Raw genomic sequence first — 19,095 nt, 5'->3', positions numbered from 1 at the left:
GCCTCTGCATTCATTCTTGTCGCGGTATCCAAGCCTGGTATGGAGCAGGTTTGCTAAACCTGTGCTCGTAAGAGCTCCGGAGTTCAAATCTCCGCCGCGGCGCTTTTACCTTTTATTCGGCCTTAAATGGCTTGTTTTACCTTTTTCACTTAACGATAGTGATGGGCAAACAAGGGATTTATTTGGCGTTGTTTCTGTGAGCAGTTCACTATGAACCTGTTCACCTGTTCCATAACTCAATAGGCATCTGGAAACTTAAAGGTTTCGAGGCGCGCCGCCACTTGAAACCTCAAAATTTGTAAAAAATAAAGATCGGAATTACAGGGGGTCGATCTGTTTTTATCCCCCAGCAAAAAACTTCAGGTATTTGTTCTTGTATTTAAATGCTGAAGCTCTGCAATAGACACAGATTTTTATCCAATGGTTTATGTAGGAGAAAATTAGAATGAATCTTCTCGCTTGATTTTAAGGAGCAACCTATTGCTTTATTTATTATAAAGTAAATTATCTCTTGAGTTCAATGAAGTATCTAGCTGCTACCATTTCATTAATAATCCTGATCATCGGATTGCCTATTGGCGGCTGTATTACTCAAAATCAACCGACTAGTGATCTGCCATCAAATAAGTACGTCGCAATATTCGAAATGATCAGTGAAAATCCAAATGTAACAATGATCGAAGGTAGAGTCCCTACTGTTATGGAACCGCCAAGGCCCCCTGTTTTCGATTATGATGGTTCAGAGGGATTGTTAAGAAATGAGATTACCATAAATGATAGCCTTAAAATGGTGTATGGTACGTTTTACTTTACGTTTAGTTATGAACGCCGCAGGGGGGAGATGGATGTTCGAGGGATATACAGCCTGCCCTATAAGGTTGATGATAATCTGACCATTTTAGGTGTAGACCACAATGGTACCGTACAGATGAGTTATCAGAAACAAATTATCAATCTAACAATAGGTGATAGGTGGGTTTCACCCCTGATATCATCTTGGACTGAAAACAAAAATGGCACAATGAAATTTGGCGTATATGAAAATGGCACCATTAAAGAAACAAGTGAACCCTATAATTACACTACAAGGTACGATACGACAATGTATGTCGAGAACAAAGGTATATTCGACAAATCTAACATAAAATAGCAGAATCCCTGCCCAATCATAATTATAATTAATGGTATCATATCATTATTTTTAATAAGTAACACTTGGAAGTCTACAGGTTACAATAAACTGTTGACCATATTTTTTTTACGAAACGGCTAACTGAAATGCGATAATTTATTTTTCCGTGGATCAGGGAACAGGTTTAAACACCTGTATACCCTATTTTAGAGGATACTAACGGTTGATCATGCGATGTGTGATTGTTGAGAGTGCGGCGCGAGGTATAATTCAGCAATAAATTACGATAATATGATTAATTTTATAAAAACATGTCCATATTCATGCCATTTGTTCTCTTATATAAATAATTGCTTAACGATAGTTAATATGTGAAGTAAGTGCCATAATTTTTCGACGCATAGTAAGGCATGTGAAGTAGGTGAAGTAATTTTGAAAAATTTAATTTATTTTTAAATTTTCGGCATACGTCTAAGTCATTTATTTTTTACAGGCGAGGAAGTCTTAAATATGCGCACGTAGTACAGGTAGTCGCTGGAGGAATTTACTCAACAAAACTTTGAGAAAAATTTTAAATGCAGCCCCCAAGGCTGTGGATATAGCGCATGAAGGCGGCATCTGTCTTGACACATAGATTCTGTTCTTCGTTTATTTAAGCGTTGTCTACGGTAGCCGAGGGGATTTTTACAAGAATATGAGGTATTGTAAATGCTCGACACTGAAATTAGTACTTTGGAAACGCCGGAACTTCGGAACGGGCAGATTGCCGAAGCGGCAGTACAGATGAAGAACGGGGCAGAACAGATTGGGGTAGACGGATGCATCAGTACCGATCTCCCTACCAATGTTAAGATGTTCGATCGTGACTCGATGAGGGCGCAGAACCTTCAGAGCGCTTTATACTGGGCGAAATTGGGCTTCAAGGTTATCCCTATCCGCCCGACCGATAAGAGGCCATTACGCAAATGGTGCTACGCTACGTCCGACGAGGCTGAGGTAAGGCGGCTTTGGTCGAGGCACCCAGATGGACTAGTGGGTATCATAACAGGGCCGTCCGATCTTGTCGTTCTTGACTACGATAAGAAGAATGGCGGGCTTGAGACCTTCAATCAGCACATGGCCTTATACCCCGAGATGTCTAAGACCTACATCGAGGAGACTCGTAGTGGTGGACGGCACGTATACTTCCTTCGTGGCGGATTAAATGTCACTTCCGGCAATCACATCTTCACGAAAACGCACAAAGGTGTCGTGTCCAATAGGATAGAGGACAGGGATTGGCCAGGCGTGGACCTCAAGGCCGTTGGCGGTCTTATCGTAGCTGCCAATAGTATTGACGAAAAAGGCGAGTACAAGGCCTTGAACGATAATCACATCCAGCCACTGCCTGAGAGTATCAAAGAAATGCTCCGTAAGATTGGCAGGCTGCTTGATGAGGAAGCCTTCGATCAGGAAGAGCGTGACCCTGTATACAGCAACGTCGAGGCTATGCCCATTAGGACGCGGTACTACTGTGACAAGCACAGCCCGCCATGCATCAAGACCATCATCTCTGAGCTTCAGGCAGGCAAGGCTGACCACAGCAGCAGGTTCGCTCTCGGTTGCTACCTGGCAGGGCTCCATCTAGATAAAGGCTCCATAATGGCTGTATTTAGCGCCGCTCCTGACTTCAATCCCGACATTACTGAGCAGCAGGTAGATTGCATCTTCGACAAGGGCTACAAATGCCTACGGTGCGCTACGATGGACGCAGAAGGCCTGTGCCCTAGTACCGAAGGCTGCAATGGTGAGAAGTCGCCTGCATGGAACTACCGTAACAACTACTACGTCAAGAGCTGGCCCTTCGACGCAGCAAAAGATGACACTGGAATCTCTGAAATGCTGGCCTATCTGGACGGCGAGGATATCCGGTATGTAAGGGGCACTAAGCGATGGTTCCTATGGAATGGCCAATTCTGGCCTGAAGACGTAGAAGCTGCTTGCCTTAGCCAGAAAATTACCGATATGGCTGACGTGCTGATCGACCGTGTATTATACCTAAGTTCGATGACGAAGACACTTGAGGGTACAGCCAAGGAAGCCCATGCTGCCAAGGTCAAGAACCAATACGGCCAGTACCGCTACATGCGGAGCAGTGGCGGGTTATCCAGCATAATCAATGTAGCCTCTAAGGTTGTCGGCACGTTCGCCCTCGACGGTATTGACGAACTGGATAAAGACAAGAACATGGTCAACCTGCTCAACGGAGTAATCAACCTTGACACTGGCGAGTTTATCCCGCATGGAGAGCGCACTAAGCCTTTCCTCATGACTATGCAGGAAAATGTCGCCTATGACCCGCAGGCCACTTGCCCGACCTATGATCGGTTTATCGATGAGATTACCTGCGGTGACAAAGCACTTGCCGAATACATCCAGAAATGGGCAGGCTACTGCCTTAGCGGGGATACCAGAGAACAACTCTTCATGGTATTCAAGGGCGCTGGTGCTAACGGCAAATCGGTGCTTGTCGAAGTATGGCACGATATCATGGGAGACTATGCAGCTACTGCCAGCAGTACCGCTTTTACCAATTCCCGGGGCGGTAACAACGGCAGGTTCAGCTTTGGCAGGCTCAGGAGCATACGATTACTTGTCTGCTCCGAGGTTGCCGAAGGTCAGACCTGGAACACCGAGAAGCTCAAGTCGTTCACTGGCGGCGAGCGCATTAACGCCGAAGAAAAACACATGCCAGAGTTCGAGTACACGCCTCAGGCAAAGGTTACGTTCCTGTTCAACCACGTTCCTACCGCAAGGAAAGATCGCGCTATGGAGAGAAGGCTAAGGATAGTGCCCTTCAACCTTAACGTTGATTTGGACAAGCTGGATAAGAACCTGAAGGCCAAGCTGCTCGAAGAAAAGGCAGGTATCTTTAACTGGATGCTTGAGGGCTACAGGAAGTGGAAGACAGAGGGCTTCATAGAACCTGCGGCAGTCATTAACGCTACGGAAGAGCACTGGCAGGAATCTGACTACATTGCCGCATTCCTTGCTGACCGTTGCGACATCGGCAAAGGCGAGTCGTTTTGGTGCTTGCCTGAGCGATTGTACGATGACTACAGGGTATGGCAGGTCAGCCACGAGGCAGAATTCCTCTCGCCTAACACCTTTGCCCGGAAGCTGAATAGCTTAGGTTTCAAGCTTGCCACCCGCTACAGTGACACTGAAAAGGACGAGAACGGCAAGCTTAAACAGTACCGCGTGCGTGTCGGGTTACGCCTGAAGCCTCCGCAAACTGTAACCTGCGCCGATATAAAAGAGACAATTAGAGCTATTAACGGTTGATGTGCGCCACCTCTTCCTTTTTTCTTATTTTTCTGAGTACATATATCGATAGTTTAATTATTTATGACGGGTATTACGCATATATAGTATATTTTTTATTTTTATTTAATTCGTGTTAATTATTATATATATGAAACAAACACGTAATATCCGTCATAACTTGTATTAAGTTCAATAAACGGGTATCACATATGCCATTATTCTAAAAATAATGTTATATATAAAAATATTTTTGTCTTGTTTTATCTTTGTATACACCATTATTTACAGTCTTTTTTCGACTACCTATGAGTATAACAAAACTTAGCTACCTTGTACGAATAATTATAATTCATTTATTAACCAGTTATTTAAATATTTACTTATATCTGCTTATACTGTTATTAACTTCTTCGCAGTATGCTATAGCTAATATCTTTTCATGTCTTAGTAATTTAACCGATCTATTGTGAGCTATTGGTGTCCTTAGCTTAGCTATTTGATCGGCATGTTTACTCCAATACTTTTTTTCCATTTTTTCTTTTGAGCCAACACTCATTATGCTTTTAAATACATCCCATTCGATGAATATAATTGTGAATAAGTCAGCAGGATATGAGAAGTCTAATATATCTGTTGAACAATCACCATAACTTTTGTATTCTTTATCTTGCTTATCTTTACAACTTTTGATTATAGCTTTTATAGTAGTATGCTTCGTTTCTAATACTGATATCCAGTCTTTTCCATATGTGTTTTCCATTACACCAGAAATTAGTTCTCTCATGTTTTTTTCAGTATTTTCGATAATATTTTTCAATTTTTTCTGTAGTTGGTAATCTGTTAGGAACTCATCTTCAACTTCAGAAAAAGCATAAACTTTTCCTTTTTTATTTATGTGTCTTAATTTTTCTTTGGCGATTTTTAGTTTTTCTTTAGCTTTATTATAGTCTTTATTTTTATTTAAAGCTTCGAGATATTCTAAAATTGCATCATCCCATTGCCCAATTTTTTCATATATTTCGCCACACTTAATGTAGATGTATTCATAACTTTGCATTCTCTTCATTTTGTTACATTCTTTTATTGCTTCATCATATTCTCCAATTTCAACTAACGTATCGACTAAATGACTACCGTAAGAAAAAATGTTCGGTTTTAATTCTTGTGCTTTTCGAAATTCAGAAATTGCATTGTCTATATCTTCTACATTTTTTAAAATTAGTCCATATTCATCGTGATACTTGGGATTAGATCCATCTAAATCAATCGCTTGCTTAATTTCAATAATAGCGTTTTGTACATCCTCTTTACCAAATAATGCCTCAGATAACCAATAATGGGCTTCAGCATTATTTTTATCAGTTGATATTATTTCTTTTGACTGTTTTATAACTTCGCTATACTCTTCCATCTCTAGCAAAAACTCAATAAACGAAAAACGGACTTCGAGCGATGATGGGATTAATCTTATAGCAGTTTTATATTCTTTATACGTTCTATCTATCTCTTTTTCATCAAATCTAATAAGTTCTGCCAACTTATAATGAGCTATGTGACAGTCAGGGTATGACCAAAGTATGGATTCATAGGTGGACTTAGCATTATTCTTATAATATTCCGAACCAGTATCATCATATAACGTGGTATATAATTGAGCAACTTCTAACTTAGCGTTAAGATAATTCTCATTTGCGCTATATATATAATTAAATTCAGTAATGGCATCTTTATAACGATTTTGTGATTTATATATATGCCCTAATTGGAAATGAGACCTTTGTATAAGCTTATGTACATCATTATTCTCATTCCCTGGTATCGTGTAACCGCCATCAACTATTTGTTTAAATTCCGAAACCGCTTCATATAGCTGATTATCTGTATATAATTTTACTCCCGACTCAAAATGTTGATTAAGTTTCGGTAATATTGACAAGCCTTTCACTATCCAAGATAATAATTTACATAATTAGTTTTAATGCTTTGGGTTATTGTGTATTATGCCTTTGTATATTTATCTTAGAGCATAGTTAACTTTTTCTTTTTATAAAAGTTTTATTAATTATTTACCATTTCTATTAAATATGATGATATCGTAATAACTCCTACATTTCGGTGATCTATTGGTATTTAATGATGAAACGATCGATGAGTGGTACATTGAGTGTACTAAATATATGAAGAGAGAAGCTACGGCAAAGAATGATCTTGATTTATTAACTACTAATATAAATGAATATAAATCATATTTATTTACTAAATATTCATTAACAGAACTTTTTCTTAACGATGAAGAATTACCCATAATTGAATATACAGAATATACCTTAGAAATGGACAAAGACGGTAATCTTTTAGACGAGTTACTAAAAGTTCCTGGAGTTAAAATTAAATTTCCACTTAAAATTGAAACTGTATATGCTGAGAATATCTTATATCGATTAAGTCCCCATATTAAAAAGCCCAAAATTGGCCAAATTTTTTGCATGGATGGCTTCCTACAGGTAGTAATGCCGCTTAATGAAGAAGACGACAGTAAGGCGCAATCTGAAATACAAGTTGAAATTGATCGAGTAAAAGCTGAAATTAATCAACGTTTAGACAATATAACAAGAAATAATGTTACCTTAAAAAGAGAAATAGATACAATTGTTGAAGAAAGGATAAAACGAATAAAAAATGCTCAGCAAACACTTGAACGAATAGCTAACAAAATACCTGTAAAACTACAACGTAATGAAGAGATCAGTTCACAGATATCTTCTTTAGTTATGACAAAATCAAGTATTAAATGTATAAAAGAACCTCTTGCAACCCCAAATCAGTTAAATATCTTAACTTTAGAAGAATTTAATGCTATCTTAGAAATAATAGATAATTGTTGCAGATTCTTTGAACGCTCTCCCATTACTTTTAACAGGCTAAATGAATATGATCTAAGGGATGTTATCCTTTCAAACTTAAATGGAGTATTTAAAGGAAATGCTGTTGGCGAAGCCTTTTCTGGCATTGGTAAATGTGATATTCTCATAAACGTGAAGGGTAATTGTGTATTTATAGCTGAATGTAAGAATTGGAAGACAAAAAGCACATTAGATGACGGTATCGAGCAAATATTGGGATATTTGAGATCAAGGGATAGTTACGGACTTATAATTTTGTTTAATAAAAAATATAACAGGAAAGAAAATAACATTTCTAAGGTGGAAAAATCCGTACAAGAAAGAATACAATCCGCAAAATATTATATTAATGGTTCAATGAAAATAATTAACAATCGCCATTATACTGCATTACATGCCCTCAATGGCGATACTGGAGTTCCTGTAGAAATCCACTATGTGTTGTATGATTTATTCTTTGAAACTCCAAAAAGTTTAGGAAAATAAAAATCATAATACAAACCGTTTATCTATGCTATCTCTTAAAGACTCAGTATCACTTGTCAAGTAGACCATGGTGCTTAAGATCGACCTATGGTTAAGCTGTGCGGCTACATCATTCAAGCTTATCCCCGACCGTAGCATGTTAGTGGCGCAAGCTGCCCTCAGAAGGTGGGAATAACATCGCTTTTCGATGCCAGCTCTCTTGGCTGTACTGACTACTATTTTGTGCAGGCCGCTTTTTGTGAGCCTCTCGGCCCAGGTATTGAGGAATAGTGCCTTTTCCTCTACCTCTGGCCGGATATCAAGCCATTCTTGAATATACTTTGCGGCATCCTTCGTCAAAATGGCTTTGTGCTCACGGTAGTTCTTTACTATCTCGTCAGGGTTGTGCGCCCGAATATAGAAGAACCTCTGCTTTAGATCGATGTCATCAACGTTCGCAGCTACGATCTCCTTCGCTCTGGCCCCTGTACACAGCATTAGGCTGATAATAGCACGATCACGGATTGAGTTAGTAGCCTGAAGCAAAGCCCGGCATTCCAGCATAGTCAAGCCTACCTTAGTCTCACGTACTGCCTTCGGCTTTTTGATCTTTATGGGCTTTCCTAAGGCTTCGGAAATCGATTCCAGAGCGCATAATTTCCGGATGATGGTTCGAGGCTTCAGCCCCTTCGCCCTTAAATCTTCCTCGATTTCTTGGGCCTTCTCTATGTCAATCCTTGAAAGGTCATAGTGATTAAGTAGGTACGAGGCTACCTGCATCGTGGCCTTGATATTGACCTTGCTGTATCGCTTTGTGTAAATCAGATAGTGTTCTAATTTCTCAAGCGTAGCGTACCTGTCTAAAGGCTTGCTGGCGTTAATCTGTACCTGCTGAATCGAACCAAAGTTGATGCGCTTCTTCTGTGCCATATTTCGAACCTCTGGGGCAGGTCAACAGGTTCGAAAAACTCTGTACTGACATCACAGAAAAGCCAAGTTTCGTCGTATGTCGGCCAGATGCCGCAAAGCTTCTAGATAGGCAGGTTTGCTAAACCTGTGCTCGCAAGAGCTCCGGAGTTCAAATCTCCGCCGCGGCGCTTATTCTTATTAATAGTATTAAGTAAAAACTCGCAACTCCGCAGGAGTTGCATTAGTAAAAAGTTTTAGAAAGGCTCACGGAAAACCTTTTGAAAAAGGTTTTCCTGTGATTCACTGTCCCTATCACTGCATATTTACAACCGCCTCGGCAGCCGGCAGTATGACGACGAATCGGGCCCCCTGGGTGTGGTCGCCGGGCACCCGGTCTTCTACCCACACTTTTCCCTTGAATCCATCTACCAGCGTCCTCACCAGGTACAATCCCAGGCCCTTGCCTTGCGCTCTCGTGGCGCCGCGCTGGAACTTGCGGAACAGCCTTCCTTTTAAGTCATCGGGTATGCCGGGCCCGTTGTCCTCTATCGAGCACCGGTAGTACTTCTTGTGGTTTTCGGATGCCGGCTCGACCAGCACGTTGACTGTCAGGGGCTTGTCCCTGTCCGAGTGCTTGATCGAGTTAGAGATCAGGTTGGTGAAAACGTCTTTTAGTAGCTCGTTCGCTTCGACTTTATAGTCGGGTATATCCGGGATATTGACGGTGATGTCCCGATCGACTTCGTGGAAGCTGCCTGTATCCATCTCTGATAAGAGGTCGTGCAGGTCTATCGGCCGGGTCTTGACGCTTTCGATCATCAGCATCTGGAGCTTGCGTACGTTTTCTATGAGCGCAGAGCTATTTTTTATGGCCTGCAGGGGCTTCTCTATCAACACTTTATTATCCCTTTCGAGCCTTTCGTGCACCTCGAGCTCATCGAGAGCCATCTCGAGGTAGCCCATGGCAGAGTGGTTCAGGTTGTTGATGTCGTGGCTCATCAGGTCTACGTAAAGCTCTGCCCTGGCTTTGGCACTCGTTAACGCTTCCTCTGTCTGCCTGCGTTCTGTGATGTCCCGGTCGTAGGTGACGAAGTATTTCCGGCCTTTGAAAGCGAAGATGTTGCCGGTGATCTCTACCGGGAAGACTTTGCCGCTTTTCGTCCGGTGGACGGACTCAAACCTGTTTTGCACCCGGCGTCCGCTCGTCTCCTCCCATTTGCTCCAGTTTTGGGCAAAGACCTCAGGCGAAAACTCGGGGTCGAGATCCCAGATGTGCATCGCTAATAGCTCGCTCCTGTCATACCCGGTAGACCTGCAGGTCGCGTCGTTCACGTAGATGATCTGGCCGTTCGGGTCCAGCCAGATCGACGAGTCGGTGAAGTGGTCTACGGCGAACTGGGTCAGGTCCAGCCGCTCTTCCACCCGCTTGCGCTCGGTGATGTCCCGGATGATGCCCAAAAAGGTCATCTCTCCCTCGATGACCGCCGCTTTGGTGCTGATCTCGACGGGAAACAGGCTGCCATCCTTCCGCTTGTAGACAGTCTCATAAGTAGCTCCCTGTCTGCTCTTTTCCAGGTGCTCGCCGATCTTTGGTTTTTCGAAGTCGGGGCGCAGATCAGAGATGTTCATGCGAAGCAGCTCTTCTTTTGAGTACCCTATGGCAGCCACAATCGCGTCATTCGCAACGATTATCCGGCCGTCGGGGCGTATTACCAGAACGGGGTCCCGCACGTTTTCGAAGACGAGCCGGTAGAACTCGTCACTGTGCTCACCTTCTCTCCTGTAACGCGTGTCCGTCATATTACTCGGGTCCATTTACTTCAGCTGTAAAAAAGATAGATAAGTAACTGGTTATTGTCCTGGGTAATAATATTTGTCTCGATAATTAAAATATGTAAGTAAAATGTATTATATACGTTTTATCGAGGTTGAGCAGTAGTGGTGCCTTCTTATTTGCCAGGTAAACAACTGTTCTGACAATCGCTTGCAGGTAGCATGACCACGAATCTGGCCCCCTGAGTATGGTCGCCGGGCACCCGGTCTTCCACCCACACTTTTCCCCTGTATCCTTCCACCAGCGTCCTCACCAGGTACAATCCCAGGCCCTTGCCGTGGGCTCTCGTGGCGCCGCGCTGGAACCTGTGGAAGAGCTTTCCTTTCACGTCATCGGGTATTCCCGGGCCATTGTCCTCTACGGTACATTTGTAGTACAGACTGTCCTCGATAAAAGCAGGATCTACGTTCAGGTTGACTAACAGGGGCTTCTCCTCTGAGGAATGCTTGACAGCGTTGGTGATCAGGTTGATGAGGACGTCCCGGAACAGCTCGTTTGCCCTGACCACGGAAGGCGGTATCTCCGGGATGTTGATAGTCACGTCTCTGCCATTGCTGCTGAGCGACTGGATGTCCAGGTCTGCCAGGACTTTCCTGAGGTCGATGGGCTCGATGGTTATGCCGTCGCTGGTCAGCTTCTTGATCTTCCTGACGTTCTCGATCAGCCTCGAGCTGGTCTGGAGAGCTTTCAGGGGCCGCTCGACCATGTGGGTATCTTCCGGCTCAAGCTTCCGCTTAGATTCCAGGGCCATCAGCGCGAGCTCGAGGAACCCCATAGCAGTCTGATTAATGTTGTTGATGTCGTGGCCCATCAGATCCATATACAGATCGGCCTGGGTGATCGCATCTAACAGGGCGGCTTCTTTTTCCTTTAGCTCTGTGATGTCGAGGTTGATGCCGGCCCAGCAGGTGGTCTTGCCCTCTTCGTCCTTGATGGGTACGCCTCTGCTCAGGATGACGTGCTTCTGCCCGTTCGCTCCGGTGATGCGGTGTTCGTATGTCCAGAAGTCCCCGTGCGTGATGCACTCCTTCCAGTCCCGCAGCATGGGTTCCACGTCTTCCGGCGGCATCTGGCGGGTCCACCCTAACTCCTTCAGCTCCTCGAAGGTCATGCCTGCCATGTCCATGTACGACTGGCTGTAGTACTTTACTCCGCCGTCCAGCCCGCAGATCCAGATGCCGAAGGGGATCATCTCGCCGATCGCCCGGTAGATATTGACCGACTCTTCGAGCTTTCTGCGCTGTGCATCTAACTCTTTAAGTAAGCGTTCCCGTTCTTCTTCTGCCCTTTTTCGCTCGATGATGTCGGCGGCTTGCCGGGCCAGCAGGTCCATGAACTGAAGCTCGCGTTCCGAGGGCTGGTACGGGCGACTCCAGTGCGTAGATAGCATGCCCACTAGTTTACCTGTGCGGGTGTACAGGGGCGTGGACTGGACTGCGCGGATGCCTGTCTGGAGATATGTTGCCCGGTCCTCCGAACCGGCCATGAATTCGCAGGTTTCAACGTCGGGTGCCAGGAACCTCCGGCAGGAACGCAGGGCCATGCCACACGTACTGGCCGAGTCTGCCTGCACCCATTCCCAGAACTTCGCCGCCTCCGGGGTGAATCCCCTGTATGCCAGCAGATATAATTCGCCCCCGTCCCCGCGCTCCGGGACAAATATCTGCATGCTGGCATAGTCCGAGTGCATTATGGCCACGGCCGCATCCATGATTTCCTGGTACAGCACTTTACCATCTCCCTCGGAGATCATACGCACACTCAAGCTATGAAGAAGATGAGTATCTCTGAGATCCGCTACGATGGCTTCTTCGGCACGCTTGCGCTCGGTGATGTCCCGGATGATGCCGAGAAACGCCAGCTTCCCGTTGAGCAAAACTCCTTTTGTGCTAATCTCGACCGGGAACACGCTACCATCTTTACGCATGTATTCTGTCTGGAAAATGGTGCCCTCGCTGCTCTGCCTCAGGTGATCGGCGACCTTCGGTCTTTCCGAAGGTGGTCGAAGGTCAGCTACGTTCATCTTTAGCAGCTCTTCTTTCGAGTATCCTACAGCCTCTACAATGGCGTTGTTCGCGTCGATGACCTGCCCGTCGGGGCGTATAATTAAAATGGGGTCCCGGGCGCTTTTGAAGACGAGCCGATAGAAGTCATTATCTTGAGATGCCTCAGCTTTTTGTCGCTCGTTTTCCATAATGTCCCCTTATGCTGTTAGGTAAAGCAAGTTATTAATGTCGAATCATTTATTTTTAATGGTTTATGGTATTTTTGCTGCTGATAAAATTCCATCGCTATATTATATATGTTTCTTTTTTCTGAAACTGATCTTATGACAAGCATTTCAAATACGTCTCTACAGCCATCTGATCAAGCCCTTGGCGACATAGACAAATCTTAATCCTAAGCAAACCCTAATTCTCTAGTTATGAAGATCGGTATCATCGTTTACTCCCAGACCGGCAACACTTTTTCCGTAGCCGGTAAGCTCAAGGACAAGCTCACTGCAGCCGGGCACTCTGCGACTGTCGAGAGAATCGTGCCTACCAGCGGCGAGAAAGACGGCAAAAACGTCAAGTTCGGCAGGCTGCCGGACCTCACTCAGTACGAAGGGCTGGTCTTCGCCGCTCCGGTGCAGGCCTTTTCCCTGTCGGCTGTCATGGCGGCCTACCTGAAGCAGCTTCCCTCTCTCAGCGGTAAAAAGATAGCCTGCTTCGTCACCAAAGGCTTACCCTTCGCCTGGACCGGCGGCAACTCGGCGATCGGAAAGCTGACAAAGGAATGCGAAGCCCGGGGCGGGACTGTCGGCGCAACCGGCATCGTCGTCTGGAGAGGCGCGAACCGCGATAAGAACATTGCAGACGTGGTGGATGCGATCAGCAAAGCGTTTTGACGCTCAGATCTGTTAAAGCTGCGGATATCATGACTCTTTCCCCAAAAGAAATCGGCGAAAAGCTGGCTGCGGCCGGCAGGTTAAAATCCAGACCGCTCTGCATCTACGGGTCCGAAAGCGTCCCTGACAGCGGTAAGCTGATGACCTCCGTAGACCGCTGTATCGCAAAGGCAATATTCGCCGCCTCGGTAAGCGACGACTTGCCTCCTCTGTACTTCGGCAAAGGCGCCCTCGCCGGATGCTGCCCCGGCGGAGTCGGGTGGACGGGCTACGGCAGGCTGGCCCCGATGCTGGAATACTTCGTATCCTATGGCACGCCTGAGTTCAGGAACGGGGAGGGCGAGTTCTTGAAGGCCACCCCGGAGATCGTCAGAGCCTCCAAAGAAGCGGTCGGCACCATCACGCCTCCCGGTACCTACACCGTCGTCCAGGCTTGTGAGAACCTCGATCACGATCCCGGTATCAGGGCAGTCGTCTGTTTCGGTAACAGCGAGCAGATCAGAAACCTGAGCAGCCTCATCCACTTCCGCAGCGCAGACCCTTTCAACCCTGTGAGGGCGGCCTGGGGCCCGACCTGTGCATCATGGATGTCCTATCCGGCCGGCATGGCTGAGAAGGCGCCCGCAGACGCAGCCTATTTAGGGCCTATGGACCCGACAGGCAACCGCTGGTTCCCGGAAGACTACCTCGGGATAGGCATCCCCATAAAGCTGGCAATCGCCATGTGCGAGGACCTCGACGGCTCGTTCATCGTCAAGAAGCCCGAGGTCGCCTATCCTGTGGTAAGAGAGGATATTTGCTCGAAAAATCGAACATAACTACAAACCTTGTTTGAATTCACCGGATAACAATACGAACGCTGCGCTGTGCTGGCGTCACAGATTCCACAGATGACTATGGATTGCACAGATGTGAATCCACCGATTGAAACAGATAGCACAGATAGTAAGGACAGTATAATACGATCATTCAGGACAACTCTGAACATCGGTGACCTATTTACGGATGTATATAGAATCTACCATCATCTGTGCTATCGAGTATAAATCTGTGGATTCTGTATGGATCTGTGGAATCTGTGACGTCAGCACAGCGCAGCGATCGTTTTCCTTCACGGGGACACAGACAACCTTTTGTTGATGCCGTCTTAATCTTTCGGCGATTTTTTTATCCTCGCCGGCCGAGAATCTATTATGTCTGTAGAGCAGCCGGCATACGAAACGCTGAAGCAGGACGGCGGTTTTGAGCTGCGCCGGTACAACGGCTACGTTCTCGCTCACGTGGACGTAGAGGCCGACTTCGACACGGCCCTGAACGAGGGCTTCCGGGTACTGTTCAACTACATCACCGGCCACAACAAGGTTCGGTCGAAGATCCCGATGACCGCTCCCGTTACCGAGGAGATCGGCGAGAGCTCGGAAAATATCCCTATGACCGTGCCGGTGACGATGGAACCAAGGCGGGAAGGCGTTTACCGCATCGGCTTCACCATGCCGGGCAGGTACACCCTCGAGACGCTTCCGCGGCCGGATGATGAGTCCATCGGCTTTACCGAGGTGCCGGACCATGATGTGGCGGTCATCAGGTTTTCCGGCCACTCCCACGAGCCGAAGGTGAGGGAGAAAATAGGCGAGCTGAAGGAGTGGCTGCGGACGAACGACCTGGCGCCGAAGTCGAACTACCGGCTGGCCCGGTACGACCCGCCCTGGATTCCCGGGTTCCTGCGGCACAACGAGGTCCTGGTGGACGTCTGATCTACCGGCCTTCGATCACGTCGAATTGAGGACCTTTACCCCGTACGGGTCTTCCCAGCCTATGTGCAGCGTAGCGGTATCGATGACGTGCCCGGAAGCACTATCGATCAGCTCCAGGCAGACGTGGGCAATCGGCTTATCCGAGCCTATATCGCCGGGTTTATAGGACCAGTATACCGTAGTATCATCAGTCGTTACGTCAGAGCCCAGGTCTCTCACAGTGGAGTTTGACCACGACAGGAAGTGGCCGTTGTCCGTCTGCCATCGGAAGCTCATCGTTTTGTTATCGATCCCGGGCGAATATGCTGGTGTGAGCCCGATGCCCGGGACTGAGGACATAGTCAGCGTGTAGTACTGGGGGTGGGCTTTTATCTGCAGCGCCGGGACCGGGTCTGAGGTCCTGGCTGTGATACAACCTGTCATCAAGGTAATCATAATGATAATGCTGATCAGGATTGCTTTCAGGTTTACCATGTATACTCCTCTGTAACCGACATCAAAGACTAACGATAGCATATAATTTTCTCGCGCCCTTCGGGGCTCGCTCAAAAGCAGCATGATCCAATATGCTATATTGCCTCTGTCGGTAACGTCGAACTTTCCCGGGTCTACTTCTGGCTCTCTCTATACTCTCCTATCCACCGTGTGGCGAAGTCGACTGCCTCCCGCTGTCGAAACAGCCTGCTGTCGGCTGATCCGACGTAGCCTCTGGCGACCTTCACGCATTGTTCCATGTCCGCCCCGATGTGGGGGAAAATATCGGAGTCCAGCACGATGTCTTCGCATTCTACCCAGGTCCGCCTGCCCTCCTTCATGATCGGGAAGCCGTCTCTGTAGGGCTTCGCTCCCGGAGCCCTGTACTCGGCGAGGTGGAGCGAAGTACAGGTATCGTATCCTGTGCCCAGCATCAGTACATATCCATCCAGATCGTAGATGCGGGAGAGCGGGGAGCTCTCCCCGAGAGCGTAGTTGATAGTCTGGCCTTCTGTTATCAGGCTGGCATTTTTACCCCAGGCGGCCAGCGAAAGATTCGGGTGGCAGCTTCTGGCAGCCCCGGGCCATTTTCTGAAGTTTTCAGCGATAACGCCCATCCCTCTTGTGGGGGTAACGGTAGTGTCATACGCAGGCATCGTCTCTCTGATGATCGCTATCCAGGCGGGAGGCACAGGCGGATTCTTCCAGCCGGCAGGATCCGAAAGTCCGGTCTGGGCAGGCATGACGATAGTGCCTTCAGCCGTTACTACGTTGATAAGCGCCTGTATCACTGTGACCGCTTCGCCGCATACCCAGCCTATCGAGCTGAGGGAAGAATGTACGATGACAGTCATGCCTTCTCTCAAGCCCAGCATGCGGAGGTCTCTCGATATACTCTCCACAGTGCGGGGCTCGGGCGTTTTTTGAATGATCTCTGACTCGCTCATGGTCCCACCGGTTTTAGTCGAGCAATATTATGCGTTTAGCAGTACGTAAACTCTCCTATAGCATATTATTCCATGAAGAATTGTGGGTCGGGGAGGTGTTGAGAGGTCAGAGGAGGGCTGGGGAGTCTCCAGGAGTTCCGGGAGGACTTTCAAGCTGGGAGATCCGGGAGGTTGGGAGGTCTGAGAGAAGGTGGTAGAGTACCTGGAGGTCAGAGAGAACATATTTAAGAAAATCCTCTCCGACCTTTCTACACTCCCCGACCTCCTCTCTGACCTCTGACCCTCTCTAACCTCCCAGCTTGAAAATCCTCCCCGACCTCCAGGGACCTCCTCGACCTCCAGGAGTTTTGATGGGCTTCACCCGAAACCTCTTTCATGATAATATCAATATTCTCGTTAGTTTCACGGAGCTCTTACACTAGTATTTTGATATCATGGAGCAAGAGGTTATTTGATAATTACCATACTATCAAATGGTTATCGGGAATGTGATATTATGCCTTTTACATGCGAGATCAAAGAGATGCCTGTCCAGCAGGCATTAACCATCCGGACCAGAACTTCCGTACAGGACCTGCCTCAGGTGGTCGGCCAGTGCTTCGGCTCGGTAGCCGGGTACCTCGGCGAGCTTGGTGAGCAGCCGGCCGGAGCGCCTTTCGTAGCCTACTACAATATGGACATGGCGGACCTGGACGTGGATATCGGTTTCCCCGTCAGCAAAAAGTTCGAGGGCAAGGGGGACATTAAGCCAACGGCTATCCCGGGGGGCAAGACCGGCACGTGCTTCTATACGGGCCCGTACCAGGAACTGGCATCCGCCTACGATGCGCTGACCAAGATAGTCACCGAAAAAGGCCTGGAGCCGACGGGGATCGTTTACGAGATGTACTACCACAGCCCGATGGATACCGAGCCTTCGAAGCTGCAGACGCTCATCCTGTTCCCGCTGAAGAGCTGATCGGTAGCGGGAAATTTTCCTTTTACTTTTTCGAGCCCTAATATTTGCCGAACCCTTTAAACAGAGTCCTCGCCAGCAGGATTACCGGGACGATCTCCAGCCTTCCCATCCACATGTCGGCGATGAAGATCAGTTTTGCGATGGGATGTATCGTCGGGTTTATCACTCCAGTCGAGAGCCCGCAGTTGCCCTGTGCAGAGCATACTTCGAAGATGATGTTCGAGAGGCTGGCATCAGGCCCGAGGATGTTCGACAGCAGCATGATGCTGACGAAGATGTTCACGATCCACAGAAAAGAGATGAGCGTGGCTTCGTTAAGCTCGTCCGTTATCGCCTTTTCAACCACCTTGTGCTGTCCCAGCCTGATCACGATGACTGCTTTTCTGGACAGCAGAGTTTTAGTCAGCCATAGCTTGATCTGGTTGACGAGGAAAATTTCTCGGGCGACTTTGATGCCGCCTGTTGCCGAACCGGCGCATCCGCCGATGATCATCGAGATCGAGAGGAGCAGGAGCGCAGTGGAGGACCAGTCTGATATGTCCGCAGTCTGCAGCCCTGTGCTCGTGATGGCTGACACGAGCTGGAAAACCGAGTACCGGAGAGAGGTGAACAGATCATTATAGTAGTAAAAGTAGTTCTGGATCACCAGCAGCACGCAGCCGGTAGCGATCAGGCCGACGAAAGTCCTCACCTGGATATCGTATATCAGCGTGTGGAGCTTAATCCTGAAAACGGTAAACAGCGCCGCGAACGGGATCGCTCCGGCGATCATAATCGGTAGCAGTACTACCTCGATGGGCAGGCTGTCGTAGTGGGCGATGCTGTCGGAGTACAGCGTGAAGCCGCCACCTATGGATGTCATGGCAATGTTCACGGCATCCCAGACCGGCATTCCCGCGAGCAGCAGGATGCTAAAGGAGGTGACCGTTAGCACGAGATAGACTTTCCAGATTGCTCTGACAGTTGATCGTATGCTTGGCCTTATCCTCTCTTTTCTTGCCTCTGACTGGTAGAGGACATAGGTACTGGTGCCCGGCCTGATCAGGATAGTCACCATCAGGAGGACGACCCCTAAAGCGCCTATCCACTGGGTCACGCTGCGCCAGAGTTGCATGGAGTTGTCGATGCGGTCCGGCATGGGTAACATCGTGAAGCCGCTGCCCGTCCACCCGGAGATCGACTCGAAAAAGGCGTCGACCGGGGACATCTGGGGGCTGATCATGAACGGGATGGAACTGACCGCCGGGATGAACAGATAAGCGAGGGCTGCGATGATGATCGCGTGCTTAAGCTCGAGCGCCTCTGACCCTGGCACAGTAAAGTGAATCGCTGCTGCGATAGCCAGGCTGACGAGCATCCCGGCGATGAAGCCCGCCGTGCTCTGCAGCTCCCAAAAAAGTACACTGATGAGCGCCATTGCAGCCATCAGGATGCCCGCGATAAAAAAGAGCCCCTGTAAGTCACTGATGATTATACGTATGTCCTTATTTATCCGCAATCTTCTCACCAGCTCTCTTGCCGGT

General features: G+C 47.6%; 14 protein-coding genes and 1 tRNA gene. 8 read left to right on the top strand and 7 right to left on the bottom strand.

The annotated features are described in order from the left end of the window. Positions 1–18 precede the first annotated feature (18 nt). From ACPLPM_RS15800 to ACPLPM_RS15790, 3 genes are all read left to right on the top strand, one after another. Positions 19–102 (top strand) — tRNA-Ser (locus tag ACPLPM_RS15800). Positions 103–520: 418 nt separating this feature from the next. Further along, positions 521–1,150, top strand: coding sequence for a hypothetical protein (locus tag ACPLPM_RS15795; RefSeq protein WP_424357731.1), 630 nt, complete (start codon positions 521–523; stop codon positions 1,148–1,150). Positions 1,151–1,840: 690 nt separating this feature from the next. Continuing rightward, positions 1,841–4,456, top strand: a complete 2,616-nt coding sequence (locus tag ACPLPM_RS15790; protein ID WP_424357730.1) for a phage/plasmid primase, P4 family — start codon at positions 1,841–1,843, stop codon at positions 4,454–4,456. 358 nt (positions 4,457–4,814) lie between these two features. Here the strand turns inward: ACPLPM_RS15790 and ACPLPM_RS15785 are convergent, their stop codons facing one another. After that, positions 4,815–6,383: a tetratricopeptide repeat protein gene (locus tag ACPLPM_RS15785; protein WP_424357729.1), complete on the bottom strand. Its 1,569-nt coding sequence runs from the start codon at positions 6,381–6,383 to the stop codon at positions 4,815–4,817. A gap of 178 nt (positions 6,384–6,561) precedes the next feature. Between ACPLPM_RS15785 and ACPLPM_RS15780 the strand changes: the two genes are divergently transcribed. Continuing rightward, a complete protein-coding gene (locus ACPLPM_RS15780; protein WP_424357728.1) occupies positions 6,562–7,827 on the top strand; it encodes a hypothetical protein in 1,266 nt (421 codons plus the stop codon). A gap of 3 nt (positions 7,828–7,830) precedes the next feature. Here ACPLPM_RS15780 and ACPLPM_RS15775 read toward each other — a convergent pair whose 3' ends face one another. From ACPLPM_RS15775 to ACPLPM_RS15765, 3 genes are all read right to left on the bottom strand, one after another. Then, positions 7,831–8,736 carry a tyrosine-type recombinase/integrase gene (locus ACPLPM_RS15775; RefSeq protein WP_424357727.1) on the bottom strand — a complete coding sequence of 302 codons (906 nt, stop codon included), beginning with the start codon at positions 8,734–8,736 and terminating at the stop codon, positions 7,831–7,833. A gap of 291 nt (positions 8,737–9,027) precedes the next feature. After that, complete coding sequence (locus ACPLPM_RS15770) at positions 9,028–10,515, bottom strand: PAS domain S-box protein (RefSeq protein WP_424357726.1); 1,488 nt, start codon at positions 10,513–10,515, stop codon at positions 9,028–9,030. Positions 10,516–10,664: 149 nt separating this feature from the next. Next, the gene (locus tag ACPLPM_RS15765) at positions 10,665–12,743 is read right to left on the bottom strand and encodes a PAS domain S-box protein (protein WP_424357725.1); all 2,079 of its coding nucleotides are present in this window, start codon (positions 12,741–12,743) and stop codon (positions 10,665–10,667) included. A gap of 231 nt (positions 12,744–12,974) precedes the next feature. On the opposite strand from ACPLPM_RS15765, the gene ACPLPM_RS15760 reads away from it, so the two are divergent. From ACPLPM_RS15760 to ACPLPM_RS15750, 3 genes are all read left to right on the top strand, one after another. After that, complete coding sequence (locus ACPLPM_RS15760; protein WP_424357724.1) at positions 12,975–13,439, top strand: flavodoxin family protein; 465 nt, start codon at positions 12,975–12,977, stop codon at positions 13,437–13,439. 29 nt (positions 13,440–13,468) lie between these two features. After that, positions 13,469–14,257: a DUF169 domain-containing protein gene (locus ACPLPM_RS15755; protein WP_424357723.1), complete on the top strand. Its 789-nt coding sequence runs from the start codon at positions 13,469–13,471 to the stop codon at positions 14,255–14,257. Between the two features lie 375 nt (positions 14,258–14,632). Continuing rightward, positions 14,633–15,193 carry an SOUL family heme-binding protein gene (locus ACPLPM_RS15750; RefSeq protein ID WP_424357722.1) on the top strand — a complete coding sequence of 187 codons (561 nt, stop codon included), beginning with the start codon at positions 14,633–14,635 and terminating at the stop codon, positions 15,191–15,193. Between the two features lie 15 nt (positions 15,194–15,208). Here ACPLPM_RS15750 and ACPLPM_RS15745 read toward each other — a convergent pair whose 3' ends face one another. Together ACPLPM_RS15745 and ACPLPM_RS15740 are read right to left on the bottom strand one after the other, a co-directional pair. Further along, complete coding sequence (locus ACPLPM_RS15745; protein ID WP_424357721.1) at positions 15,209–15,667, bottom strand: hypothetical protein; 459 nt, start codon at positions 15,665–15,667, stop codon at positions 15,209–15,211. Between the two features lie 134 nt (positions 15,668–15,801). Further along, positions 15,802–16,614 (bottom strand): aminoglycoside N(3)-acetyltransferase, encoded by an 813-nt coding sequence (locus tag ACPLPM_RS15740; RefSeq protein ID WP_424357720.1) that lies wholly within the window; start codon positions 16,612–16,614, stop codon positions 15,802–15,804. Between the two features lie 496 nt (positions 16,615–17,110). Here ACPLPM_RS15740 and ACPLPM_RS15735 point away from each other — a divergent pair, with 496 nt between their 5' ends. After that, on the top strand, positions 17,111–17,572 hold the full coding sequence (locus ACPLPM_RS15735; protein ID WP_424357719.1) for a GyrI-like domain-containing protein: 462 nt from the start codon (positions 17,111–17,113) through the stop codon (positions 17,570–17,572). A gap of 37 nt (positions 17,573–17,609) precedes the next feature. Here ACPLPM_RS15735 and ACPLPM_RS15730 read toward each other — a convergent pair whose 3' ends face one another. Continuing rightward, positions 17,610–18,989 (bottom strand): TrkH family potassium uptake protein, encoded by a 1,380-nt coding sequence (locus tag ACPLPM_RS15730; RefSeq protein WP_424357718.1) that lies wholly within the window; start codon positions 18,987–18,989, stop codon positions 17,610–17,612. Positions 18,990–19,095 lie beyond the last annotated feature (106 nt).

Source organism: Methanocella sp. MCL-LM, assembly GCF_049676595.1.
Taxonomy (GTDB): domain Archaea; phylum Halobacteriota; class Methanocellia; order Methanocellales; family Methanocellaceae; genus Methanocella_A.
Note: the sequence above shows the minus strand (reverse complement) of the source record. Positions and strands in the feature narration are given on the sequence as shown.